At 68.6% G+C, this 22,744-nt stretch carries 24 protein-coding genes; 4 read left to right on the top strand and 20 right to left on the bottom strand.

Annotation, left to right across the window (positions count from 1 at the left end):
* Positions 1–139: 139 nt before the first annotated feature.
* The 13 genes from gspF to AC5P7U_RS02635 form a co-directional block, all read right to left on the bottom strand.
* Complete coding sequence (gene gspF / locus AC5P7U_RS02695; protein ID WP_197564035.1) at positions 140–1,339, bottom strand: type II secretion system inner membrane protein GspF; 1,200 nt, start codon at positions 1,337–1,339, stop codon at positions 140–142.
* A gap of 7 nt (positions 1,340–1,346) precedes the next feature.
* Positions 1,347–2,780, bottom strand: coding sequence for a type II secretion system ATPase GspE (gene gspE / locus AC5P7U_RS02690; protein ID WP_197564034.1), 1,434 nt, complete (start codon positions 2,778–2,780; stop codon positions 1,347–1,349).
* A complete protein-coding gene (gene gspD, locus AC5P7U_RS02685) occupies positions 2,777–5,164 on the bottom strand; it encodes a type II secretion system secretin GspD (RefSeq protein WP_197564033.1) in 2,388 nt (795 codons plus the stop codon). The genes gspE and gspD overlap by 4 nt, the downstream gene beginning before the upstream one ends.
* Positions 5,161–5,688 (bottom strand): type II secretion system protein GspM, encoded by a 528-nt coding sequence (locus AC5P7U_RS02680; protein WP_197564032.1) that lies wholly within the window; start codon positions 5,686–5,688, stop codon positions 5,161–5,163. The genes gspD and AC5P7U_RS02680 overlap by 4 nt, the downstream gene beginning before the upstream one ends.
* Entirely contained in the window at positions 5,685–6,848 is a 1,164-nt protein-coding gene (gspL, locus tag AC5P7U_RS02675) for a type II secretion system protein GspL (protein WP_197564031.1), read from the bottom strand. The genes AC5P7U_RS02680 and gspL overlap by 4 nt, the downstream gene beginning before the upstream one ends.
* Positions 6,845–7,750 carry a type II secretion system minor pseudopilin GspK gene (gspK, locus tag AC5P7U_RS02670; protein ID WP_197564030.1) on the bottom strand — a complete coding sequence of 302 codons (906 nt, stop codon included), beginning with the start codon at positions 7,748–7,750 and terminating at the stop codon, positions 6,845–6,847. The genes gspL and gspK overlap by 4 nt, the downstream gene beginning before the upstream one ends.
* Positions 7,751–7,759: 9 nt before the next feature.
* Entirely contained in the window at positions 7,760–8,197 is a 438-nt protein-coding gene (gene gspG, locus AC5P7U_RS02665; protein WP_006449266.1) for a type II secretion system major pseudopilin GspG, read from the bottom strand.
* Positions 8,198–8,254: 57 nt separating this feature from the next.
* Entirely contained in the window at positions 8,255–8,839 is a 585-nt protein-coding gene (locus tag AC5P7U_RS02660; RefSeq protein WP_308309247.1) for a hypothetical protein, read from the bottom strand.
* A gap of 119 nt (positions 8,840–8,958) precedes the next feature.
* The gene (locus AC5P7U_RS02655) at positions 8,959–9,510 is read right to left on the bottom strand and encodes a hypothetical protein (RefSeq protein ID WP_006449270.1); all 552 of its coding nucleotides are present in this window, start codon (positions 9,508–9,510) and stop codon (positions 8,959–8,961) included.
* Positions 9,511–9,568: 58 nt separating this feature from the next.
* The gene (locus AC5P7U_RS02650; RefSeq protein ID WP_495220766.1) at positions 9,569–10,549 is read right to left on the bottom strand and encodes a FecR family protein; all 981 of its coding nucleotides are present in this window, start codon (positions 10,547–10,549) and stop codon (positions 9,569–9,571) included.
* A gap of 69 nt (positions 10,550–10,618) precedes the next feature.
* On the bottom strand, positions 10,619–11,149 hold the full coding sequence (locus tag AC5P7U_RS02645) for an RNA polymerase sigma factor (RefSeq protein ID WP_006449274.1): 531 nt from the start codon (positions 11,147–11,149) through the stop codon (positions 10,619–10,621).
* A 16-nt stretch (positions 11,150–11,165) separates the two neighbouring features.
* Complete coding sequence (locus AC5P7U_RS02640; RefSeq protein WP_495220765.1) at positions 11,166–11,846, bottom strand: TonB C-terminal domain-containing protein; 681 nt, start codon at positions 11,844–11,846, stop codon at positions 11,166–11,168.
* Between the two features lie 498 nt (positions 11,847–12,344).
* Positions 12,345–12,809 (bottom strand): Lrp/AsnC family transcriptional regulator, encoded by a 465-nt coding sequence (locus AC5P7U_RS02635; RefSeq protein ID WP_197565108.1) that lies wholly within the window; start codon positions 12,807–12,809, stop codon positions 12,345–12,347.
* Between the two features lie 126 nt (positions 12,810–12,935).
* Between AC5P7U_RS02635 and AC5P7U_RS02630 the strand changes: the two genes are divergently transcribed.
* From AC5P7U_RS02630 to AC5P7U_RS02615, 4 genes are all read left to right on the top strand, one after another.
* Entirely contained in the window at positions 12,936–13,670 is a 735-nt protein-coding gene (locus tag AC5P7U_RS02630) for an AzlC family ABC transporter permease (protein ID WP_495220763.1), read from the top strand.
* Positions 13,667–13,981, top strand: coding sequence for an AzlD family protein (locus tag AC5P7U_RS02625; protein WP_312563558.1), 315 nt, complete (start codon positions 13,667–13,669; stop codon positions 13,979–13,981). Before AC5P7U_RS02630 ends, AC5P7U_RS02625 begins: the two co-directional genes overlap by 4 nt.
* A gap of 186 nt (positions 13,982–14,167) precedes the next feature.
* Positions 14,168–14,596: a PAS domain-containing protein gene (locus tag AC5P7U_RS02620; RefSeq protein WP_053512135.1), complete on the top strand. Its 429-nt coding sequence runs from the start codon at positions 14,168–14,170 to the stop codon at positions 14,594–14,596.
* A complete protein-coding gene (locus AC5P7U_RS02615; protein ID WP_197565106.1) occupies positions 14,593–16,122 on the top strand; it encodes a diflavin oxidoreductase in 1,530 nt (509 codons plus the stop codon). The genes AC5P7U_RS02620 and AC5P7U_RS02615 overlap by 4 nt, the downstream gene beginning before the upstream one ends.
* A gap of 116 nt (positions 16,123–16,238) precedes the next feature.
* Here AC5P7U_RS02615 and AC5P7U_RS02610 read toward each other — a convergent pair whose 3' ends face one another.
* From AC5P7U_RS02610 to AC5P7U_RS02580, 7 genes are all read right to left on the bottom strand, one after another.
* On the bottom strand, positions 16,239–16,907 hold the full coding sequence (locus tag AC5P7U_RS02610) for a sulfate/molybdate ABC transporter ATP-binding protein (protein WP_006449308.1): 669 nt from the start codon (positions 16,905–16,907) through the stop codon (positions 16,239–16,241).
* Complete coding sequence (gene modB / locus AC5P7U_RS02605) at positions 16,897–17,580, bottom strand: molybdate ABC transporter permease subunit (RefSeq protein WP_006449309.1); 684 nt, start codon at positions 17,578–17,580, stop codon at positions 16,897–16,899. Before modB ends, AC5P7U_RS02610 begins: the two co-directional genes overlap by 11 nt.
* A gap of 3 nt (positions 17,581–17,583) precedes the next feature.
* Entirely contained in the window at positions 17,584–18,327 is a 744-nt protein-coding gene (gene modA, locus AC5P7U_RS02600; protein ID WP_006449311.1) for a molybdate ABC transporter substrate-binding protein, read from the bottom strand.
* 19 nt (positions 18,328–18,346) lie between these two features.
* Positions 18,347–19,123, bottom strand: coding sequence for a helix-turn-helix domain-containing protein (locus AC5P7U_RS02595; RefSeq protein WP_049457447.1), 777 nt, complete (start codon positions 19,121–19,123; stop codon positions 18,347–18,349).
* Between the two features lie 11 nt (positions 19,124–19,134).
* A complete protein-coding gene (locus AC5P7U_RS02590) occupies positions 19,135–20,349 on the bottom strand; it encodes an oxygen-independent coproporphyrinogen III oxidase (RefSeq protein WP_197564341.1) in 1,215 nt (404 codons plus the stop codon).
* A gap of 139 nt (positions 20,350–20,488) precedes the next feature.
* A complete protein-coding gene (locus tag AC5P7U_RS02585; protein ID WP_414555019.1) occupies positions 20,489–21,820 on the bottom strand; it encodes an MFS transporter in 1,332 nt (443 codons plus the stop codon).
* A 23-nt stretch (positions 21,821–21,843) separates the two neighbouring features.
* Positions 21,844–22,743, bottom strand: a complete 900-nt coding sequence (locus AC5P7U_RS02580; protein ID WP_006449389.1) for a peptidylprolyl isomerase — start codon at positions 22,741–22,743, stop codon at positions 21,844–21,846.
* Position 22,744 lies beyond the last annotated feature (1 nt).

The following is a 22,744-nucleotide window of genomic DNA, read 5'->3' as shown; positions in this document are numbered from 1 at the left end:
CCTCCCAGCCCACTCTGCGGCGACGTGTCCATGCTGGTCCGCGCCGATGACAGGCCGCTTAAGAAACCTGTGGAAGATCGGGAAAAGGTGTGGAGGATTGTGTGGAGAATCGGGCGATCCATCCGCGCAGGGCGTGGATCTACTGCACCAGCTGGTTCATCTCCATGATCGGCATCAGCACCGCCAGTACGATGGTCAGTACCACCCCGCCCATCACCAGGATCATGGTCGGTTCCAGCAGTGCGGTCAGCGCCATCGCCCGGCGCTCGATCTCGCGTGAGATGGTCTGTGCAGCGCGATCCAGCAGGGGTGCCAGCGAACCGGTCTTCTCGCCACTGGCCACCAGGTGCACCAGGATCGGCGGATAGACTTTCTGCACCTTCAGCGCAGCACCCAGCGCCGCACCTTCGCGAACCCGCGCGGATACGTCGTCGGCGCAGCGCGCCAGCAATGCATTGCCCAACGTCTGCCGCGCCGCCTCCAGGGCACGCAGCAGCGGCACGCCGGCATCGAGCAGGATCGCCAGCGTCGAGGCAAAGCGCGCACTGTTCACGCCCCGAACAAAGCGCCCGACCATCGGCACGCGCAGCAGCATCGCATCCCAGCGCAGGCGCAGCTCCGGCCGGCGCAGTGCAAGCCGCCACGCCACCACCATCGCGCCACTGCACAGCGCCACCCACACGCCCCAGCTGCGCACGAACGCGCTGGCAGCCAGCATCACCTGGGTCAGCATCGGCAGCGTCTGCCGCGCCTGCACGAACGCGGTCACCACCTGCGGCACGACGTAGCTGAGCAGGAAGATCACGATCGCCACCGATACCAGGCTGATCGCCGCCGGGTAGATGAAGGCCGTCAGCACCTTGGCCTGCAGTGCATTGCGCTCCTCGATGTAGTCGGCCAGACGCTCCATCACGCGCGCCAGATCACCGGAGTCTTCGCCCGCACCGACCAGCGCACGGTAGATCGGCGGGAAATCACGCGGCCGCGCGGCCAGTGCCACGGTCAGGCGCTGGCCGGCGCGCACGTCGGCACGCACCGCGGTAAGCGCCTGCGCGACGTGCGGGCGCTCGGCCTGCTCGATCACCGCGCTCAACGCGCTTTCCAGCGGCAGGCTTGCGGCCAGCAGGCTGGCCAACTGGCGCGTGGCCCAGGCCAGCTCGCTGGCGGACAGGCGGCGTGCGCCCCAGCCACTGCCTGCAGCGCGCGCCACACTCACCTGTACCGGTGTCAGCCCGCGTCCGCGCAGCAGCTGGCGCGCGCTGCGCGGGCTGTCGGCATCCAGCTGTCCTTTCTCGATGCGGCCCTGCGCATTGGCGGCCTGGTAGTCGAACAGTGCCATCGTCGCCTCAAGCGTCGCCGGTGACGCGCAGGATCTCTTCCAATGTGGTCACGCCACTGTCGACCCAGCGCTGGCCATCCTCGCGCAGGTTGCGCATGCCGGCACGCCGTGCCGCCTCCCGCAGCGCCGGCTCGCCCTGCCCTTCGTGGATCAGGGCGCGCACGCGCTCATCGACCACGAACAGTTCATGGATACCGGTGCGTCCCCGATAGCCGCTGTTCGCGCACGCCGCGCAGCCCACCGCGCGCCACACGGTACGGCCCTTGCCATCCACCTCTGCACGCCGGCACTGGGTGCACAGGCGCCGCACCAGCCGCTGCGCCAGGACGCCGCGCAGCGACGAAGCCAGCAGGAACGGCTCCACACCCATGTCGGCCAGGCGCGTCACCGCCGAGATCGCGTCGTTGGTGTGCAGCGAGGCCAGCACGCCATGGCCGGTCAGCGAGGACTGCACCGCGATCTGCGCGGTTTCCAGGTCGCGGATCTCGCCGATCATGATCGTATCCGGGTCCTGGCGCAGGATCGCGCGCAGCGCGGTGCCGAAGCTCATGCCGATGCGTGCATTGACCTGGATCTGGCCGATACCGGCGAAGTCGTACTCCACCGGATCTTCCACGGTCAGGATGTTGCTGGTGCTGCTGTCGAGCTGGCCCAGCGCCGCATACAGCGAGGTGGTCTTGCCACTGCCGGTCGGGCCGGTCACCAGCACGATGCCATGCGGTTGCCGGATCAACCCGGTGAAGGTCGCCAGGGTGTCGTCGGCCATGCCGAGCCGCTGCAGCTGCAGGCGGCCGGCATCCTTTTCCAGCAGGCGCAGCACGGCGCGCTCGCCATGCCCGGTCGGCACCGTTGACACGCGGATGTCCAGTGGCCGGCCACCGACACGGATCGCGATGCGGCCGTCCTGCGGCAGGCGCTTCTCGGCGATATCCAGGTGCGCCATGATCTTGATGCGCGACACCAGCGCCGCATGCAGCGCGCGGCGTGGCTGCACCATGTCACGCAGGGTGCCATCGACCCGGTAGCGCACCACCGAATGGGTCTCGAACGGCTCGATGTGCAGGTCGCTGGCACCATCGCGTGCGGCCTGCGCCAGCAGCGCGTTGATCATCCGGATCACCGGCGCGTCGTCCTGCGCGTCCAGCAGATCGGTGACTTCCGGCATGTCCTGCATCAGCCGGTCCAGATCCACTTCGCTTTCAGCGGCACCGACCACCGCAGCGGCATCGCCGCCGTCGCGATACTGCTCCCCCAGCCGTTGCTGCCACGCTGCGGAATCCAACGCCTGGAACGGCAGCGGGCCATGCCGGCGGCGCAGTTCAGCCACTGCCCAGGCGGCGGTTTCGGCAGTGCCCAGCAGCACCGGCTCGCCGCCAGCCTCGGCCAGCATCACGCCATGGCTGCGCACCCAGGCATACGGCAACGGCGCGGTCGTGCTCACGGACCGATCACCAGTTCCGGCGTGTAGCCTAGCCCGCGCAACTGCTGCAGCGCCGGGTCCAGCTTCGACGGATCGCGTGGCAGCCGCACCCGCAGGCGCTGCCCATTACCGCCCGGCATGGCCTCGGCATAGGCCTGCAATCCCAGCGCCCGTGCCTGCGCCACGCCCTGGCTGGCGCGTGCCACGTCCAGCCCCTGCGCGAACTGCACCAGCTGTGCATCACCCTCGCCGGCCGGATACAACGCCGCCAGGCTGGTGTTCTGCAACGGCTGGCCCTGGCCATCGCGCGCATTGCCCTGCCCCAGCACGGACAGATCCTGCGGCGGCAGCTGCGGCGCGGAAAGCGCGGGCAGTGCCCAGCTCTGCGCCGGCTGTGCACCGGCCTGCGCGTTGCGCATGTAGTCGTAGCGGTCACGGGTCAGACGCTGCCCGGCGGCCGGGTCGCGCACCACATGCGGGCGCAGGAACACCATCAGGTTGGTCTTGGCGCGCTTGCGCGTATCGCTGCGGAACAGCGCCCCCAGCACCGGGATCTTTCCCAGCCCCGGCACCGCATCGCGACCATGGCTGACGCTGTCCTCCAGCAGCCCACCGAGCACCATGATCTGGCCATCGTCCAGCAGTACGCTGGTGTCCAGTGCACGCTTGTTGGTGATGATGCCGGCCGTGCTGCTCGCGCTCTGCGCGTCGATGCTGCTGACTTCCTGGTAGATGTCCAGCTTCACCGTGCCGCCCTCGGAAATCTGTGGCCGCACGCGCAGCTTCAGGCCGACGTCCTCGCGAATGATGGTCTGGAACGGGTTGTTGCTGCCGCCCCCGCCGTCGGTCACGTAACGACCGCTGACGAACGGCACGGTCTGGCCGACCATGATGCTGGCCGCCTCGTTGTCCAGGGTCATCAGGTTGGGCGTGGACAGGATGTTGGCACCGCCCCGGCTCTGCAGCGCATTGGCCAGTGCCTTCATGTTGAGGATCTGGCCGACCCCCGGCAGGTTGATGGTGCCGTCGATGACACCGATCTTCAGGCCATCCTTGGGCAGCACGTCCAGGGTGGTGCGCGCGGCGGTGTTCAGCCCGCTGCCACCCGTGGTTCCCCCGAAGTGGGTGCCGCCGAAGGTGCGGCCATTGCCCAGCATCCATTGCACGCCCAGTTCGGCCGCGTCGGTCTGGTTGACCTCCACGATCAGGCTTTCCACCAGCACCTGGGCGCGGCGCTGGTCAAGCTGGTCGATCACCCGCCGCAGGTTGCGGTACACCGGCTCGGGGGCCGAGATCAGCAGCGTGTTGGTTGCCACGTCGGCCTGCACCGAGATGCCGTTCTGGCTGAAGCCGGTGCTGCCGGCCTCGATCGGGTCGCGGCGGTTGGGATCAAGCCGTTGTGATTCCAGCGCATTGCCGCCGGCCTTTGCCTGTTGCGCCTGCGCCTGCGACGGTTGTGACGGCGTGCTGCGGCTGGCATCGCCGGGCAGCGGCGTGATGCCTTCGTTGCTGCCCATTGCCGGTGCATCGCTCTGCCCGGCCACCACGCCGCGCAGCACCCCGGCCAGCTGGTTGGCCTGGGCGTTGCGCAGATACACCACGTGCAGGTTGCCGGACTCGTCCTGGGCCTTGTCCAGCTTCTCCACCAGCTGCCGCGCCAGGCGCGTGCGACCGGGGCTGCTGGAGCGCAGCAGCACGCTGTTGCTGCGCGGATCGGCCATCACCACCACCTTCTGGCTCGGCTCGGCGCCTTGTGCATCCAGCAGCGGCGCTACCATCGCCGCTACGTCGACCGCGATGCCTTGCTGCAACTTGACCACATCGGTGTCCATGCCAGCCGGCGTGTCCACGCTGGCGATCACCCGCGCAATGCGCTCCAGGTTGTCGGCGTAGTCGGTGATCACCAGGGTGTTGTTGCCCGGGTTGGCCGTGATCGGGTTGTCCGGGCTGATCATCGGCCGCAGCACCGCCACCAGTGCGGCAGCGTTCTCGTAGCGCAGCGCGAAGGTTCGCGTGGTCACCTCGCCGCCGGCGCCACCCGCACCGACGCGTCCGCCGAGCAGCTTGGCGTCGGCCTGTGGTACCACCCGGCTCACACCGCCGCTCTCGACCACGGCGAAGCCACGCATGCGCAGCGCACCCAGCAGTAGCTGGTAGGCCTGGGTACGGCTGACTGGGCCCTCGGAGACCACGGTCATCTTGCCGGTCACCCGCGGATCGACCAGGAACTGGCGGCCGGTGAAGCGCGCTGCCATGCGCAGCACGCCACCGATATCGGTATCCACCAGGTTCAACTGCACCGGTTCATCGCGGGCGTCCTGCGCCAGCACCACAGCCGGAACATGCGCCATGCCAACGATCAGGGCCAGCGCGCTGCTGCAGGCAAGACTGCGCATTGCTCTCATGAATGTCCACCCGCAGCGGGTTCCATCACGATGTTTCCGGAAATCCGTGCCGCCGGCATGTTCGCATCCCCTGTACGTGTCAGTTGCAGCTGCTGCAGTTCGATGGCCGGATCGGCCAGCACCGGCAGCAGCCAGTTCCACAGCGCGTCGGCGGGCACGGCCTGCACCTGCAGGTGCCAGCGCCCGTCGCGTGCTTCGATATGCAGTCCTTCGGCGAGGCCGGCGGACCTGATCCGTTCGCGCAGCCCGGCCAGCGTCGGGCGTTGGTCCCGGGCCTGCTGCTGGCGCTCGCGGGCGCGCAGCAGCGGCGCCAGTGCGGTGGCCTGTGCCTGCAGCCGCGGCAATTCCGCCTGCCAGTGCGTGCGCTGCTTCAGCAGCGGCTCCAGCCAGAACGACCACAGGCCCGCCATCAGCAGCGCACCCATCATCACGCCCAGCATCAACCGATCACGAGGCGGCAGGCGCTGCCAGCGCTGCTGCAGGCCTGCCAGGCCCGCACCCCGGCGCAGGGTCGGTGTGGTCACCGCTCGCCCCCGCTCACGCGCAGGCGCCCATCGCTCGCGCGTGCCAGCCCCAGGCCCTGTGCCTGGGCCGCCTGCTGCCACTGCTGCAGCCGTTGTGCGTCGTCGGCCAGCGCCTGCGCATCCGGGTCCAGTTCAAGGTCCAGCTGGCCCGGCTGGTAGTGCAGGGCGCGGACCTGGCCACCCAGTTCCGGAATCGCCTGCAGCGTACTGGCCACCTGCCGCTGCACCGCCGGCAACGACGGCAGCGGCGCCGGTGCAGCCAGCGCCCGCCGCGCCTGCAGCACCGGGTCCACGACATCGGTGATCTCGGGGAAGCGTGCGCTGAACTGCCGCGCCATGTCCTGCTGCAGCGCCTCGCCTTCGCTGCGCCAACGCGAAACCTGCAGCTGCAGGCCCAGGGCCGCCAGCAGCACCGCGGCCAATGCCAGCCCGATCGCCAGCTGCGGCCGCTTCCGGGCTGCACTGGGCAGGGGCAGAGACCACGCGGGCAGCGGTCCACAGGCCTGCAGTTCGTGCGCGACCGCCGTTGCAGGCAGGCTTTCCGGCCATGTGGACGGCACGCTGCCGATCCACTGCACGGCCTGTACGCCGGACTGCTGCAGCCGCGCCGCCAGCGCCTGCATCACCGCGCCCGCGTCACGCCCGCCGCACCACAGCACGCTGCCCCGGTCACGCCCGCTGCGCACCAGCAGATGCTCGCCACAGTCCCGCAGCGTCGCTTTCTCGCTGTTCCACGGCAGCAGCAGCGGCGTCGGGTACAGTGCCCGCAGCCGCAGGCCGCACGCTTCCAGCAGCTGTTGTGCCTGCACCATCGCCTGCTGGCCCAGCCAGGCGACCGGCACGCTGCCGTCATCGGCCTGCGCGCCGTGCGCCAGGGCCACCTCCTGCAGGTCATCCAGCAGCATCGCTTCCACTTCGCCCTGCAATGCAGCCTGCAGCCTGCGCCCGGTCAGTGGCGGCAGCTGCAGCTCCAGCAGGATCAGATCGTGCGGATCGAGGCAGGCCAGCACCTCGGCCTGCGGATGGCGCTGGCCCAGCGCGATCAGCGTCCCGCGGCCATGCGCCTGCACGGCGCCCTTGTGCAGCAGCGCCCAATCGACCTCACTGTCGGTGCGCAGGCGCTCCAGCGGTGGCAGGCAGATCCTCAACTGCAGGCTCATGCGCCGATCCTCGTCCACACGCGTTGCACGCGCACACCGTCATCGCGGTACTCGCGCCAGATCAGTGCCCGGAAGTCGACCGCCTGGCCGTCGGCCTGTACCTGGCCGACGGCGAGAAACCACTCACTATGAATGCCAAGGGGAACCAGGGCCATCTGCGCGCTGCTCAGTTGGAGTCGATTGGCGATGTCACCGCGATTGAGCAGCCAGTGGCCGCCGTCCCGCTCCCCGAGCAGCGCCTGCAGGCGCCCCCGTTCGACCTCGGGCGTGACCGCCTGCAGCACGCTGAGATCGCAGGTGTTGGCATTGACCAGGGTCTGCGCCGGCAGCACCACGGTGCGCCGTGCCAGCGCCTGCACGGCCAGCGGATCCGACCCCGCAAAGGCCTGCTCGATCAATGATTCGCGCGGCAGGGGCGCCTGCGCCTGGATGTCGCCATCGCGCAGGCGCGCCTGTATGTGCTCGGCCGCAGAGGCGCAGGCGCCCTGCCCCAGCCCCTGCCCGGCGCACAGGGCGATGAACGCGTGCCGTGCGTCCGGGTCCGGCTTGCCCTGTGCCAGCAGATTGCGCAGGTTGAACATCGACTGCGCATCGACCAGTTGCAGCTGTACCGGAAGCGGCACCTGCGATTGCAGCGGCCGCGCCCAGCGCCCGTCGCGCACCGTCGTCACCTGCTCGCGTACGTCTTCACGCAACTGCTGTGCCGCGCGCTCCAGCGAGGCGTCCACGGTCATGCGCACCTGCGCACGAAGCTGGTCGCCGCGCAGCATGCGCAGCTGCGCCGACTGCCGGGTCAGCAGCGCGGTGGCGATCACCGCCACCAACGCCACCACCAGCATCGCCACGATCACCGCCATGCCACGCTGGCCGGCGCACGACACCGAACGCACCCGGGCTGCCATCGGTGGGCCTCACAGCTGCCAGGAGCCGATGTCCGCGTTGCCGGCATCGCCGCCCGGCTTGCTGTCCGCGCCCAGTGAGAACACATCGATGTCGCCGTGGGTGCCGGGAATCTGGTACTGGTAGGGATGGCCCCACGGGTCATTCGGCAGGCGGTCCAGATAGGGCGTCACCGGCATTGCGCCGCCGCCCTGCGGTGGCGTCACCAACGCCTTCAACCCCTGCTCGGCAGTGGGGTAGCGTCCGTTGTCCAGCTTGAACAGCTTCAACGCCTGCATCAACGCAGCGATATCCTGCCGCGCCGCCACCACGCGCGCCTGGTCGGGGCGATCCATCAAGCGCGGCACGATCAAGGCGGCGAGGATGCCGATGATCACCACCACCACCATGATCTCGATCAGGCTGAAACCCTGCTGCCGTGCCCAGCGACCACGAACCTGCCTTGCCATTGTTCCGCCCCCGTCATCCTGGAAGAGACCGCTGCGCCATGGTCAGCGGTGCATGTGTCAGTACGATAAACATCCGCCTGCTATTCGCTGCGCCTGCACCTGCAGCGGCATTGCGCGCATTGCAGGCACGCACGCGGCCTCCAGCAGCGGTGCAGGAATTTCGCCCAGCGTGTCTTCAATGCAGGCACGCAGCGGCGGTTGCGTGCACGCCTTCAGCAGCCGCACGCATTGCATCGGCGACCATGCCGTGCCGTGACCGAGGCCGACGAACAGCCGATAGGCCTGGTGGTAGCGCAGATCATCGAACACCCGCTGCGCGCTGTTCAGATCGCGCAGCACCACCAGCAACGCGGCGCGTTGCAGCGCACGCGTATCGCCCGCATCAAACGGCAGCAGGTTCATGACAGTCTCGGGCCAGGGCCGCAACTGCACATCAAGCGCCCTGCGCAGGGCCAACAACGGATGCGCGCTGCTGTCCAGCGCCGCCCAACGCGCAGCATCCGCCCACGCGTCGCTGGACAGCACCCATACCCACGAGCGTCCATAGCGTTGCACGTTCACCGGCGCATGCCGTGCCTGCTCCAGCGACTGGCTCAGGTGCCGGTCCAGTTCCAGCATGGTGACACTGCGACTGTCTGCCATCGGCATCGCCTGCGCTCTGCGACGCGTGATGCGCCGTACTCAGGAAAGACGTCGGCAGGGCGAATGAAGCGACAGCGCGAATGCCTCTCTGTGCGCTGCGTAGCGCTTCCTCATCGGCGTCATCGCAGCGTCATCCGCCTGCAGGCTTCGCGCTCCAGGCGCGGCACGTCGCCGCCACAGCGGCGCGCCAGCACGGCCACCTCGCTGCGTTGCGCGAAGGCCGCCAGCGCATCGGTCATCGCCACGTCATCCAGCCATGACGCCATCGCAACACGCAACGGCGAAAGCTGCCAGCCCTCCATCATCCCGTGGCCGCCAGCGACGAACCAGTGCCACAGCCGATGATGCTGCACCTGGTCGTGCAGCTGCGCCAGCTCATCGATTGCGTACATGCCCATCAGCAGCAGCGCCCTTGCCATCGCCGCGGGCGCCAGCGCGCCCGTCTCTGGCAGCGGAAGTACCTGCTGCTGCAGGCGCAGCAGCATCGCCAACGGATGCGATTGCGGATCGAACTCCAGCAGCACCGCCTGCTGCTGCCATTGCGCTTCGGAGACCACGCACACCCACGGTGATCCATAGCGATGCACCATCAACGGTCGTCGTTGCGTGGTCTCCAGCAACGCCGACAGATTGCGACGCAGATCCAGCACACCGATGGTCTCGTTGCGCACCCCAGGCCTCTCCTTGCTTGCAACGGCCCTGCGTGAAGTGCGGGGCCAGCGTCATCATCTAACCGAGGACGGCAATGCCACCCGGAAAGCGACGCAGATCCAGCGACATCGACTGTCGCAGCTGTTCAAGGGCCGCGTCGGGATCATCGATGCGGAAGCGGCCGCTGACCGGCGCACGCGCCAATGCCGATTCACCCAGCACGATCCTGCCGCGGCGGTAGCGGTTGATCTCGTCCACCACCTCACGCAGCGGCGCACGGCGGAACACCAGCATGCCCTCGGTCCAGGCGCTCACCTCCGCGGCCACCGCCTCGGCCACCACGCCACTGAGGCGCTCGTCGTAGCGGGTCTGCTGCCCGGCCTGCAGCTGCAGGCGGCCCTGCGGGTGCTCGATGCGGGCACTGCCGTGCAGGCAGGTGACCCGCACCTGGCCATGGGTGTTGCGCACGTCCAGGCGCACCGCACCTTCGTCGGCGATCACGCAGCCCGGCCCGGCAAACAACGCCAGGCGCAGGCCGGCCCGGGTTTCGATCGCGGCCTGGCCCTGCACCAGTTCAAAGCCCTCGCCATCGGCGGCGGCGCGACGGCGCAGGCTGCTCTGCGTATCCAGATCGATCTTCAGCTGCGGCACCGGCGTGATCTGCAGGCGCTCGCCGGTACCGGTGTGGAAATCGGCGGCCATTGCCGCGACCGGCGGCCACAGGCCCAGCGGCGGGCGGATCGCGGCGACCACCACCAGGCTGGCCGGCGCGGCAATCGCGGCGCCAAGGAAGGCGCGTCGGCTCCAGCGCTGTGCACGGCCCGGCGCGACCGGCTGGCGCGCCGCGGCGGGCAGCTGTTCGCCCGCCAGCCGCACCTGGTCCCACTGCCGCCGTGCACGGCCGAACGCCTCCCGATGGCGGGGATCGGCGTCGCACCACGCGCGGAACCTGCGCCCATCGGCGGCGGTGGCCTCGCCCGAGGTCAGCCGCACCACCCACGCATGGGCCTGACGCTCGACGGCATCCAGCGGGCGTTGCGGGCGATCGTCAGCGTCCATGGGGGCTCATGCCGGACCCGCACGCTGCGGGGTTCTGCTCGGCGTCAAAGTGTAGACGGATGCCGGCGCTCAGAACCGCACCTGGCGCCCCTGCCCGCTGCGCTCGGCCAGATAGTCCTGAGCCGCCTTCAGTTCACGCTGCACCAATCGCAGCGACACCCCCAGGTGCTCGGCCACGTCGCGCTGCTGCAGGCCATCGACGCGGATCGCCAGCAGGATGCGGCGGCGGCGCTCGGGCATGCGCTGCAGCAGGGCGACCATGTCCTGCAACGCGAAGTCCAGTTCCGCGGCCTGCGCCGGGCCCGGCGCCGGATCGGCCAGGTCCATCAGCGCATCCACCTCATCCAGGCTCAGCAGTCGATGGTCGGCACGTTGGCGGTCGATCACGGTGTTCATCGCCATGCGCAGCAGGTAGGCCGCCGGGTTCTGCACCGCGTCCAGCCGATCGCGGCGGGCGCTCAGGCGCATCCAGGTATCCTGCAGCGCGTCGCCTGCCAGCTCCTCCGAGCCCAGCTTGCGCACCAGCCGCCGCTTCAACTCGTCATAGGCCCCCAGAAGGTGGTCCATCAGGTCAACTGCCCCAGCCGTACCGTTGCTCATGTTCGAATCCTTGAAGTCATGGAAGGGGCGAGCGCCGGCCACAGTCGTGGTCGATGCCGGAAGGTCGGATCTGCAACGTCACCGGCTGCGGCAGCGCGGCGGCATCGGGCGCCAGCACCAGCTGCGCCAGCGCCTGCAGCAGGCGCGCGTCGCGGCCTGCACTGCCAGTGCCAGACACCAGCTCAGGCGCCAGCAACTGGCCGTCGCTGTCAATGCGGAAGCGCAGCGTTGCCGCATAACGACCCGGCGCGATGCCCGGGTCGTCACAGAACGCCTCGCGCAGGCGCTGCTGCACGCCGCCATAGCGACGGCGCCGCTCGGCGTCGGCAGCTTCGCTGCCTGGCGTCATTTCATTCACGGATGGCGCACCCCGGCGCAGCACCACGCGCTGCTCGCCGATCACCTCGGCCTCGATGCCGGTGTCCTGCAGCAGCGCCTGCAGCGCCGGCAGCGGCGGCAGGCTGGCACGCAGTGCATGGCTGCTGCGCCCGGCGGCAAGGTCACCCGGGTACATCACCGACCACCCGCTGATGACACTGAAGCGCTCGACGGCCAGCTCCAGCGGCTGCGCCGGGATGTCGTAGGCATGAACACCGTCCTGTGCGGCGGCCGCGAAGGACAACAGCAGCCATGCGGCGATGGCCACCCTCCAAGTTCTGACCGCATGGTGTCCATTCAGCCCCCTGACGTAGAACACATGACCCTCGGCAGCGACAGCAGCTGCAGTGCACGCGCGGCACGAGCGGAACCCCGGCCCGCGCGACCAGCAAGCGGGTTCAAACCGTACCGGCAGCACATGTCATTGCGATGACCAGCGTCCACGGCCGAGGGCGAGCGAGGCTGCGCGGAGCACGCTGCGAAGCAACCGGGTCCGGCCCCGTGCCGACCAAAGCGAGTCGACCAAGGTCGACACCCACCAGGAGCAGCCATGGTCGACACCCACCAGGAGCAGCTCATGCCGTTCCGGCACATCGCGGGATCTGTCAGGTGGCGGGGCGGCGTGGCCAGGCAGGACCGTTGGCGCCATGGATGGCGCCAACGAGCCCCCATGGATGGGTTTACGGCGTGTCCTGCCTGGCCACACCGCCCCGCCACCCCAGGAAGCCGCTGTTGCTGTTGCTGTTGCTCCTGGGGTTGCCGGCCAGCGGCCGGCACGACCGCGGGTACCGGGTGCAACCCGGCCCGCCCCCACCCCTCAAAGCGGCAGGCGGGTGGTCTGCTTGATCCGCTGCATCGGAATCTCGGTCTTGGTGTTCTGCACCCCGGCAATCCGGTTCAGGTGCTGCATCTGGAACTGCCGGTAGGCATCAAGGTCGGCCACCGCCACCCGCAGCAGGAAGTCGCAGTCACCCGCCATCAGATGACATTCAAGCACTTCCGGGAAAGACTTGATGCTGTTGATGAAGTGATTGGTGGTGTCCTCGTCCTGCCCGCGCAGCCACACCCGCACGAACACGGTGAAGCCCCGCCCGATCTTGGCCTCGTTCAGCAGCGCCACGTAGCGGTCGATGTAGCCGCCTTCCTCCAGCAGCCGCACCCGGCGCAGGCAGGCCGACGGCGAGAGGCCCACCTGGCGCGCCAGCTCCAGGTTCTGCAGGCGTCCGTCCCCTTGCAGGGCGTCGAGGATGCGCCGATCGAGATTGTCGAGCTGATACTGCATGAAATTCCACCCTTGGCAACGCTGGCCGCATGAAATTCCAATCCTCGCCAATCCAGTGGCATCAACGCAACCCGATTTCGCGATCAGGCCGCTAGGATGGGCCACCCCACTCAGTTGTGTCGTTCCATGGACGCCCGTACCACCCTCCCCCTGCCTGACGCCACCTGCGACACCGCACCGCGTGCCGAATTCCTGCGCGGCCTGCGCGCCGCCGTGCCGGTGATGATCGGCTTCATTCCCTTCGCCCTGGTGCTCGGCGCCCAGGCCGCACAGAAGGGCCTGACCGCCCTTGAAGTACCACTGATGACCGGCCTCAACTTCGCCGGCGGCTCGGAATTCGCCGCAGTCGAACTGTGGACCTCGCCGCCACACATCGCCCTGATCGTGGCGATCACCGCGCTGGTCAACAGCCGCCACCTGCTGATGGGCGCCAGCCTGGCGCCGCTGCTGCAGCACCTTCCGCGCCGCCGGGTGCTGCCCGCGCTGTTCTTCATGTGCGACGAGAGCTGGGCAATGGGCGTGGCCGACGCACGCCGCCGCGCCCTCGGCTTCAGCCTGGCCTACTACCTGGGCGTCTCGGCCGGCCTGTACACGGTCTGGGTGGCCTGTACCGCGCTGGGCGCGATCGTCGGCCCGATGCTGGGCGACATCCACGCCTATGGCTTCGACATGGCCTTCCCCGCCGTGTTCCTGGTGCTGCTGCGCGGCATGTGGCAGGGCATGAAGGCCGCGCGGCCCTGGCTGGTGAGCCTGGTGGTGGCCGCCACCACCTGCCTGCTGGTGCCCGGAGCCTGGTATGTCGCCAGTGGCGCGCTGGCCGGCCTGGCGGCGGCCTGGCTGCTGGCGGAGGACGCGGCATGATCTTCAATGGCTTGATCCACTGGACCTCGGTGCTGACCATCGTGCTGATGGCGGCCGCCACCTACCTCACCCGCATCGTCGGATTCCTGGCGCTGCGCAACCGTACGCTGAGCAAGCGCGCGGTAACGGTGATGGAAGCCGCACCCGGCTGCGTGCTGATCTCGGTGATCGCACCGGACTTCGTCGCCGACAAGCCGGCCGACCTGGTGGCACTGGCGATCACCCTGCTGGCCGCCACGCGGTTGTCGATGCTGCCGACGGTGCTGATCGGCGTGGTCTCGGCGGGTGTACTGCGCTACCTGATGGGCTGACGCGCTCGCCCTTCCTCTGTGGAGCCCAGCCCCATGCCCGGCTCTACAGAAAACTCCCTGCGACACCCGGTCGCAGCCGATCCCGTCCGTCACTTGACCAATATCAAATCGCCCGCCGCCGCGCGGGCGTATTCCTATGCAGGACCCGAACACGCCGGCGTTTCCGGCATCCACAAGGACCCTGCGATGAGCTACACCCCCGACAACGCCCAGCTGCTGAACGCCCTGCAGAACGTCATGGTGATCTCCACCACCGACCTGCAGGGCAACATCACCTACGCCAACGACCTGTTCTGCACGCTCACCGGCTTTGCCCGCGAAGAACTGATCGGCCAGCCGCACAGCATCGTGCGCCACCCGGACGTGCCCAAGGCGGTCTACAAGGACATGTGGGACACCATCAAGGCCGGCAAGACCTGGACCGGCATCGTGCCGAACCTGGGCAAGGGCGGCGTGCTCTACGTGGTCGACACCACCGTGCAGCCGCTGTTCGACGCCGAAGGCAACATCACCTCGTACATCAGCATCCGCCGCGTGGTGAACGACCTGATGCAGAACTACGACCTGGTCGAGTTCAGCAAGGAAAAGTTCGACGACTTCTACGAGGCCGCGTGAACGCGCTCCCGACCAGCACCGCCATCAGCCGCCTGCTGGTGGGCTTCGCGTCCGAGTCGGGCAATGCCCGCGCCCTGGCCCAGCGCCTGGGCGCGGACCTTCAGCCGCACGCGCCGCAGGTGCTTGCCTTCAACGACATCGACGTGGCCAGCCTCGGCCACGGCGATGTGCTGCTGGCGATTTCCAGCTCGTTCGGTGACGGCGAACCGCCGGCCAACGGCGAGCAGTTCTTCGACACCCTGCGCCAGACCCCGACACTGAGCGGCCTGCGCTATGCGGTATTCGGGCTTGGCGATACCGGCTACCCCCGCTTCTGTGGCTTCACCAAGGCGCTCGATGCCGCACTGAGCGAGCGTCAGGCACAACCGCTGCTGCACCGCGTCGATGCCGATCTCGGCTACGAGCAGTTCTTCCAGCAATGGCAGCCGGTGCTCGGCCAGGTGCTGGACGGAAACCCCGCCGCCGGCCAGGACCTGCGCCTGCAGGTGACCGCCTATGGCGAAGACAACGCCTTTGCCGCGCGCATCGTTGAACGCCGCCGCTTGAACAGCAGCGACCCCGCGGCCTGGCACCTGCAGCTGGACATTGCCGGCAGCGGCATGGCCTACCGGGCCGGTGACACCCTGCACGTGGTACCAGAGAACGATCCTGCACTGTTGCAGGCGCTGGCCAACTGGTACGGCGACACCGGCGCCGTGGCCACCCTGCACGACCGCGAGCTGCGCCTGCTGGGCAAGAACGTGCTGCGCGAACTGGCCCGGCTCGGTGGCAGCGAAACCTTGAAGGGCCTGCTGAAGGTCAGCCAGAAGCGCGAGCTGGAGGCGTACCTGCACGGCCTGGACCTGCTGGACGTACTGCAGGATCACTCCACCCCGGACAGCGTTCCGCTGGCGCGCCTGCGCGAGCTGCTGTCACCACGCCTGCCGCGTGCCTATTCGATTGCCTCGCACCCGTGCGATGACCAGCTCAGCCTGTGCGTGCGCGAGGTACGCTACACCCTGCGTGGCCGCGAGCGCTTTGGCACCGCCACCGGCAGCCTGCTGCAGGGCGGCGACCACGCCCGTGTGTACTGCCGCTCCAATCCGGGCTTCCATCTGCCCGATAGCGGCGAAGCACCGCTGTTGCTGGTCGGCACCGGCACCGGCATCGCACCGTTGATGGGCCTGATGCAGGAACTGCAGGCGACCGCCTGCGAACGTGAAGTGCACCTGGTGTTCGGCGAGAAGCACCGCGAACACGATTACCTCTATCGTGAGCAGCTGCAGGACTGGCACGCGCGCGGCGCGCTGGCTGGCCTGCATACGGCGTTCTCGCGCGATGGGGCCGACAAGGTCTATGTGCAGCATGTACTGCAGCAGCGTGCCAGCGAAGTGCGAGACGTGCTCGCCCGTGGCGGGCATCTGTACCTGTGCGGCAACAAGCGCCACCTGGAAGGCGCGGTGCGCGACGCCATCGATGCCATCGCTGGCGAAGGGCACTGGGACGCACTGCGCGGCGAAGGCCGCACCCACTGCGAGCTGTATTGACCCGTCCGTCGGGTAGAGCCGGCCGCTGGCCGGCCGCTCCGGATTCCATGGTTGCCGGCCAGCGGCCGGCACTTCCATCAGATGCAACCAACCATCGCCAGTGCGCCCATCACGCGTCACTCGCCGACGATGCGGCCGTCCACCACGCGGGCCACCTGCTGGCCGAACATGGCCACGTCCTGCGGGTCATGGCTGATCAGCAGCAACGGGATGCCGGTCTTGTCCAGCACCGTCTCCAGTTCCTGGCGCAGGTGCTGGCGCAGGTCGTGGTCCAGCGCGGAAAACGGTTCGTCCAGCAGCAGCGCCTGCGGCTGGGTCACCAGGGCGCGCGCCAGGGCGGTGCGCTGGCGCTGGCCGCCGGATATCTGCGACGGCAGCAGATCGCCCACCGTGTCGATGCGGAAGGCGTGCAACCACTGCTCCACCGCATCGAAGCGCTGGCTGCTGCGAGGATTCAACCAGCCCGTCTGCAGCCCGAAGGCAACGTTCTGGCGCACGCTCAGGTGCGGGAACAGCGCATAGTCCTGGAACACATAGCCCAGCCGGCGACGCTGCGGAGGCAGATCCACGCCGGTGGCCGCATCGAACAGGGTCTGCCCCTGCAGGCGCACATGGCCCTGGCCGGGCCGCAGCAGCCCGGCCACCGCCTTCAACGTCAAACTCTTGCCCGCGCCCGAGGGCCCGAACAGCACCACCTGCCGCTGCGTGCACTGCAGCGACACGTCCAACACGAAATCCTGTCCGGCCGCCTGCAGCCGCCGTTGCACCTGCAGGTCAAGCCACATCACGCAGCTCCCGGCGGCGCCCGCCGACCAGCCGCGCGGCCAGCAGCAGGATCACGATGCACACCACCGAGGTCAGGATCACCAGCGCATTGGCCTTGCCATCCTGCCCGGCCTGTACCGCTTCGTAGATGGCGATCGACAGCGTCTGCGTGCGGCCCGGAATGCTGCCGGCCACCATCAGCGTTGCGCCGAACTCGCCCATCGCGCGCGCGAAGGCCAGCAGCAGGCCGGCAAGAATGCCGCGCCAGGCCAACGGCAGCGTGACCCGGAAGAACACCGCCGCTTCGGACACGCCGAGCGTGCGCGCGGCCTGCTCCAGCTGCCCGTCCACGCCCTCGAACGCCGCACGTGCAGGTTTGAACACCAGCGGCAGCGAGGCCACCGCTGCCGCGATCACCGCGGCCTGCCAGGTGAACACCAGGTTGATGCCGAACCAAGACTGCAGCCACGCGCCGATCGGGCCATTGCGTCCGATCAGCACCAGCAGGTAGTAGCCCAGTACCGTCGGTGGCAGCACCATCGGCAGGGTCAGCAGTGAATCCAGCAGCTCACGGCCCGGAAAGCGCCGTCGCGCCAGCAACGCGCCCAGCGCCACGCCCAGCACCAGATTGATCGCGGTGGCCCAACCGGCCACCTTCAGCGACAACCCCAGTGCGCTCCAGTCGAGATCCATGCCTCAGGGCTTGCCAAATCCGTGCTTGGCCAGGATCGCCTGGCCCTGCGCCGAACGCACGAACGCCGTGAAGCGCTTGGCCTCGACCGGCTGCGCACTGGCCTTGGTCACCGCCAGCGGATAGGCGATGCGCCCCGACACCGGCACTGCGAAGGCCCGGCGCACCCGGTCGGGCATCGCCTGCGCATCGGTGGCATAGACGAAGCCGGCGTCCACTTCACCGCGCGCCACGTAATCCAGCGACTGGCGCACGTTCTGCGTGGTGATGGTCTTGCCCTGCACCGACGGCCACAGCCCAGCCTTCTCCAGCGCGCCCTTGGCATAGCGGCCAACCGGCACGCTGTCCGGGTTGCCCAGCGCAATGCGCTGCACGCTGGCACCGGCCAGGTCCTTCAAGCTGCGCGGCGCGGCCGTGGCCTGCGGCGGCACCACCACCCACAGCGCGTTCACCGCGAACACCTCGCGCGTGCCGGCCGCCAGCAGGTCCTGCTGCTGGGCCTGGTCCATGGTGGTTTCATCGGCCGACGCAAACACGTCCACCGGCGCGCCGCGGCTGATCTGCTGCAGCAGCACGCCCGAGGCGGCGAAATTGAAATCGACCTTGGTTCCCGGGTGTGCCTTCTCGTAGGCGGCGCCCAGTTCACGGAAGCTCTCGGTCAGGCTCGATGCCGCCGACACCGTCAGGCCGGCCGCCCAGGCCGGCACCGTGGCCAGCAGTCCCAGCAACAACAGTCCCGCTCGTTTCATGGTCGGCTCCCGGCCAGGTTCAGTTCGGATCGGATTCGTCAGCCACCGCCAGCGCCGCCAGGCGCTCGGGCTGCAGCAGCAGGATCTCGCGCTGCTTCACCGCGATGATCCCATCATCGCTCAGGCGGCGCAGCACGCGGCTGGCGGTTTCCGGCGCCATCCGCAGGTAGTTGGCGATCTCGGTCCGCGCCATGGTCAGGTTGAAGCGCGTGGCAGAGAAGCCGCGCCGAGCATAACGTTCGGACATGTCCAACAGGAACGCGGCCATGCGCTCCTCGGTGCGGTGGTTGGCCGCCAGCGTGGCGACCTTGCCGATCTCCGCACTGAGCAGGCTGAACAGCTTGGCCTGCAGCCCCGGCATGCGCGTGGCCAGCAGGCTCAACTTGGGGAACGAGATGCGGCACAGGTGCACGGTATCCAGCGCCACCGCATTGCAGGGGAAGCGCGAACCATGGATCGCGTTCAGGCCGATCACCTCACCTGGCAGGCTGAAGCCCAGCACCTGCTCATTGCCCTGGCTGTCATCGACGAAGGTCTTGACCATGCCCGCGCGCACCGCCGCGATCGAATCGAACGATTCGCCGGCACGGAAAATGTAGTCACCGGCATGGAACGGACCGACATGGTCGACCAGCACATGCAGGTCACCCAGCGCGGTCTTGTCATACCCCTGCGACATGCAGGCATCGGAGAACGCGCAGGTGCTGCAGAAATGCAGTGCGTCGCCGTCGTCGGCAGCAGCGGGGTTCGGTGTCGCCTGGCGAAGGCGGCCGTGCGAGGACGGATTCGGAGACATCGAGGCAAGACTCAAGCGATGGCGGCCGCCGGCCGGAAGCATGCAGCCATCATACGCCACAGCAGGCGACCTTCTTCGGCCAGGCGCAGCACGCGTGCGTCCCACTGCGCCCAGCCGCGAGCGAGCAGTGGAGACAGCGCCGGCAGCTGTGCGGCAAAGCACTCCTCGAACGGTTCATCGTTGCGCCATTCGAAGGCCGCGGCGTCCAGGGCATGGTCGCAGGCAATGCTCTGCGCCACCTCGGCCGCCAGCCGCTCGTCTTCAGACAGGATCAGGCCGGCGGACACGCCGATGTGCCCGGCCTGCAGCCGAGCGCGCCATTGATCCCATTCGTCCTCCAGCCGATAGAACACCTCGCCGATCTGGCTGCAGGCAGACAGGCCGAGGCCAATGAAATCGCTGCGGTCACGGCGCGGTACGCCGGCCAGGTCGCAGTGGCGCTGGCCATCGCCAGGCCCGTGCGGGTTCGGCAGGTCACCCCGTTGATAGTGATCGCCCCCGATTTCCTCATAACCCGCTGCGCGCAGCAGGCGCCAGGCCTGCAGCCAGTTCGCGGCGGACGGATGCTGCGGCAACGCGCACGGTGCCGGCAGCAGCACGCGCTCGGGCGCTTCGGCCAGCACCTCATGCAGGCGTTCGATGAAGCCGGCATCCTCGCAGGCTGGCACCCGCAACTGGTAGTAGCGCGCGGTGAAGCCCACCTGCCGCGCCTGCGCCAGCAGGGTCGGCCCCGGCGCGTCAGCCCGGTCGATCACGTTCAGGCGGGTGCACCCCAGCGCACGCAGTTGTTCCGGAGACAGTGCGCTGCCTGCATCCAGCCGCACCTCCACCTGCGGGCGCGCCACGGTGCGCAGATGCTGCGGCACCGCGTCCAGCAGCTGGCCCAGCTGCGGCGGTGGCAGCGTTTCGGCCAGCCCCAGCTGCAGGACCATGGCCACCACCTCGCGGTCCTCGGCCAGTGCATCGGCCTGCAACCGCAGCGCCTGCAGCAGTGTCTCCAGATAGGCCTGCGGCGATACCTCGCGCCCGCCGCGCCCGGCCTGGAAGCCCAGGGTCAGGCCGCGCGGGATCAGGTGCTCGTTGCTGGCGCGCACCGCGGCGCGCCATCCACTTTCGCCGAAGCCGGTGCTGAACTGGTCAGCCGGCGGGAACAGCACATGCCGGGGTTGCCGCAGCAATGCCGCCTGCAGCGCGGTGTCCTCACTCTGGTCAACGTGGAAGCTCATGGCAGACATCTTCGGGCGTCCCTCCTCGCGTTGCCCTGATTGAAATCAAGCGCGACGCATCCGGGGATTCATGCCGGCCAACGGCCGGCACTACCCCTTCACACACACGGTAGTGCCGGCCGCTGGCCGGCAAAACCCTTCACCTGCCGCGCGCACGATCTGCCGCGGCGGCATCGATGGCTTCAGGCAGATCCGTCTCGCGGTCGATCTGCGGGAAATGGCGGCGCTCCATGCGGCGGATGGCGAAATGCATCCAGGCCAGTGCAGCGGCCACCAGCACGAACAGCAGCATGAAGCAGCTGCTCCAGATGCCCAGCGCATCGTTCAGCGCACCGAACACGATCGGCAGGATGAAGCCGCCGAGGCCGCCGATCATGCCGACCACGCCACCGACCGCGCCGACGCGATCCGGGTAGTACACCGGGATGTGCTTGTAGACTGCGGCCTTGCCCAGCGACATGAAGAAGCCCAGCACGAACACCAGCACGGTGAACAGCACCACGCCGATGGCCAGGTGGAAGTGGATCGGGCCGTGGATGCCCTTCACCACGTACTCGGTGTCCGGGTAGGCCAGCAGGAAGGTGCAGATGGCCGAGACGCCGAAGGTCCAGTACATCACCCGGCGCGCGCCCATCCTGTCCGACATCCAGCCACCGACCACGCGGAACAGGCTGGCCGGGATCGAATAGCACGCCGCCAGCATGCCGGCGGTGCCCACGTCCATGCCATAGGCGCCCACCAGGTAGTGCGGCAGCCACAACGCCAGCGCCACGAAGCCGCCGAACACGAAGAAGTAGTACAGCGAGAACCGCCACACCTGCAGGTTCTTCAGCGGCGCCATCTGCTCGGCGAACGGCACCGGCTTCACGCCTTCGCGGCGGCGCTGCTCCAGCGACGGGTCTTCCTTGCTGAAGAGGAAGAACAACACGGCGGTGACGGCCAACGCCACGGCCCAGACCTTGGCCACCATGGTCCAGCCGGCGGCCACCATCACCAGCGGCGCCAGCAGCTTGGTCACCGCCGAGCCGATGTTGCCGGCACCGAAGATGCCCAGCGCGGTGCCCTGCTTGCTGGCCGGGAAGAACTTCGACACGTAGGCCACGCCGACCGAGAAGTTGCCGCCGGCGATGCCCACGCACAGCGCAGCGAACAGGAACTGGGTGTAGGTCTGCGCATAGGTCAGCATCCAGGTGGCCACGGCACCGCACAGCATCACCAGCACCATCACCTTGCGGCCACCGAACTGGTCGGACCAGATGCCGAGGAACACGCGGCTGACCGAACCGGTCAGCACCGGGGTGGCGATCAGCAGGCCGAACTCGGTGTCGTTCAGTCCGAGCTGCTGGCTGATCTGGATGCCGATGATCGAGAAGATCATCCACACGGCGAAACACACGGCAAAAGCGAAAGTGCTCAGCCACAGCGCACGCTGCTGCTGCCCGGCACTGGCGGGGGCAAGAGCCTGGTTCATGGGGTCTCCTCGTTCAAGGTGGGTCAGCCGATATCCGCTTCAGCTTCGATCTCTTCCAGCCCGCGCACCGGATAGCGTTCCTGCAGCTGCAACAGGTAGGCCTGCACCTCGCGCTGGCGCACCTGCAGCTCCAGGTAATCACGCAGCTGCGGCAGCACCGCTTCGAATGGCTGCGGCTGGCCTTCCTCGCGGGCATCAACGCAGACCACGTGGTAGCCCCAGCGCGATTCCACCGGGAAGCCGGCCAGGCCTTCGCGCAGGCGGAACACCTGGCGATCGAACTCCGGCGTGGTCTGGCCCCGCTGCAACCAGCCAAGGTCACCGCCCTCGCTGCTGGAGGGGCAACGCGAATGGCGCAGGGCGAAATCGGCGAACAGGTGCGGCGATTCCTTCAGCAGCCCCACCAGCCGCTCACCCTCGGTGCGTGCGGCAAACCGCCCGGCCACGTCGTCGGCCGGTGCCGCCAGCAGGATATGGCGCAGTCGCACACGATCGGGCGAGCGGAAGCGCTCCGGGTTCTGCTCGAAGTAACGGCGGCAGTCCTCGTCGGTCGGTACACGGTCCTCGATCGCATCTTCCAGCAGTTGCTGGATCAGCACTTCTTCATCGCTGACCCGGCCACCCTCGGGCGCCTGCAGCCCCAGCCGCTGCGCCTCCAGGCGCAACAGCTCGCGCACCACCAGTGCACGCGCTGCCTCGGCGCGTGACTGTTCCGGGCGCATCGCCCGATGGTGCTGCATCTCGCGGGCGATCTCGGCCTCGCTGATGGCGGTATCGTCCACGAACAGCCGGCACGGTGCCGGCTGCCCGAGCGAACGCGGCCCCTGCTCCGCCGCATCGTGGTGGTGCGAATGCGCCTCGGCGGGCACAGGTGCGGCGGAGTCGATCACGGTGATCGGCAGGAATTTCGGCAGGCTGCCCATG

Source organism: Stenotrophomonas sp. YJH_SMC_57 (assembly GCF_059369755.1).
The sequence above is the reverse complement of the archived record's forward strand: the minus strand, read 5'-3'. Positions and strand labels throughout refer to the sequence as shown.

What these genes read in the sequence shown, in the direction of transcription:
- gspF (WP_197564035.1), bottom strand. Translation starts at nt 1,339, where the DNA reads ATGGCACTGTTCGACTACCAGGCCGCCAATGCGCAGGGCCGCATCGAG.
- gspD (WP_197564033.1), bottom strand. Translation starts at nt 5,164, where the DNA reads ATGAGAGCAATGCGCAGTCTTGCCTGCAGCAGCGCGCTGGCCCTGATC.
- gspL (WP_197564031.1), bottom strand. Translation starts at nt 6,848, where the DNA reads ATGAGCCTGCAGTTGAGGATCTGCCTGCCACCGCTGGAGCGCCTGCGC.
- gspK (WP_197564030.1), bottom strand. Translation starts at nt 7,750, where the DNA reads ATGGCAGCCCGGGTGCGTTCGGTGTCGTGCGCCGGCCAGCGTGGCATG.
- gspG (WP_006449266.1), bottom strand. Translation starts at nt 8,197, where the DNA reads ATGGCAAGGCAGGTTCGTGGTCGCTGGGCACGGCAGCAGGGTTTCAGC.
- AC5P7U_RS02660 (WP_308309247.1), bottom strand. Translation starts at nt 8,839, where the DNA reads ATGGCAGACAGTCGCAGTGTCACCATGCTGGAACTGGACCGGCACCTG.
- AC5P7U_RS02650 (WP_495220766.1), bottom strand. Translation starts at nt 10,549, where the DNA reads ATGGACGCTGACGATCGCCCGCAACGCCCGCTGGATGCCGTCGAGCGT.
- AC5P7U_RS02645 (WP_006449274.1), bottom strand. Translation starts at nt 11,149, where the DNA reads ATGAGCAACGGTACGGCTGGGGCAGTTGACCTGATGGACCACCTTCTG.
- AC5P7U_RS02635 (WP_197565108.1), bottom strand. Translation starts at nt 12,809, where the DNA reads ATGCAGTATCAGCTCGACAATCTCGATCGGCGCATCCTCGACGCCCTG.
- AC5P7U_RS02630 (WP_495220763.1), top strand. Translation starts at nt 12,936, where the DNA reads ATGGACGCCCGTACCACCCTCCCCCTGCCTGACGCCACCTGCGACACC.
- AC5P7U_RS02625 (WP_312563558.1), top strand. Translation starts at nt 13,667, where the DNA reads ATGATCTTCAATGGCTTGATCCACTGGACCTCGGTGCTGACCATCGTG.
- AC5P7U_RS02620 (WP_053512135.1), top strand. Translation starts at nt 14,168, where the DNA reads ATGAGCTACACCCCCGACAACGCCCAGCTGCTGAACGCCCTGCAGAAC.
- AC5P7U_RS02610 (WP_006449308.1), bottom strand. Translation starts at nt 16,907, where the DNA reads ATGTGGCTTGACCTGCAGGTGCAACGGCGGCTGCAGGCGGCCGGACAG.
- modB (WP_006449309.1), bottom strand. Translation starts at nt 17,580, where the DNA reads ATGGATCTCGACTGGAGCGCACTGGGGTTGTCGCTGAAGGTGGCCGGT.
- modA (WP_006449311.1), bottom strand. Translation starts at nt 18,327, where the DNA reads ATGAAACGAGCGGGACTGTTGTTGCTGGGACTGCTGGCCACGGTGCCG.
- AC5P7U_RS02595 (WP_049457447.1), bottom strand. Translation starts at nt 19,123, where the DNA reads ATGTCTCCGAATCCGTCCTCGCACGGCCGCCTTCGCCAGGCGACACCG.
- AC5P7U_RS02590 (WP_197564341.1), bottom strand. Translation starts at nt 20,349, where the DNA reads ATGAGCTTCCACGTTGACCAGAGTGAGGACACCGCGCTGCAGGCGGCA.
- AC5P7U_RS02585 (WP_414555019.1), bottom strand. Translation starts at nt 21,820, where the DNA reads ATGAACCAGGCTCTTGCCCCCGCCAGTGCCGGGCAGCAGCAGCGTGCG.
- AC5P7U_RS02580 (WP_006449389.1), bottom strand. Translation starts at nt 22,743, where the DNA reads ATGGGCAGCCTGCCGAAATTCCTGCCGATCACCGTGATCGACTCCGCC.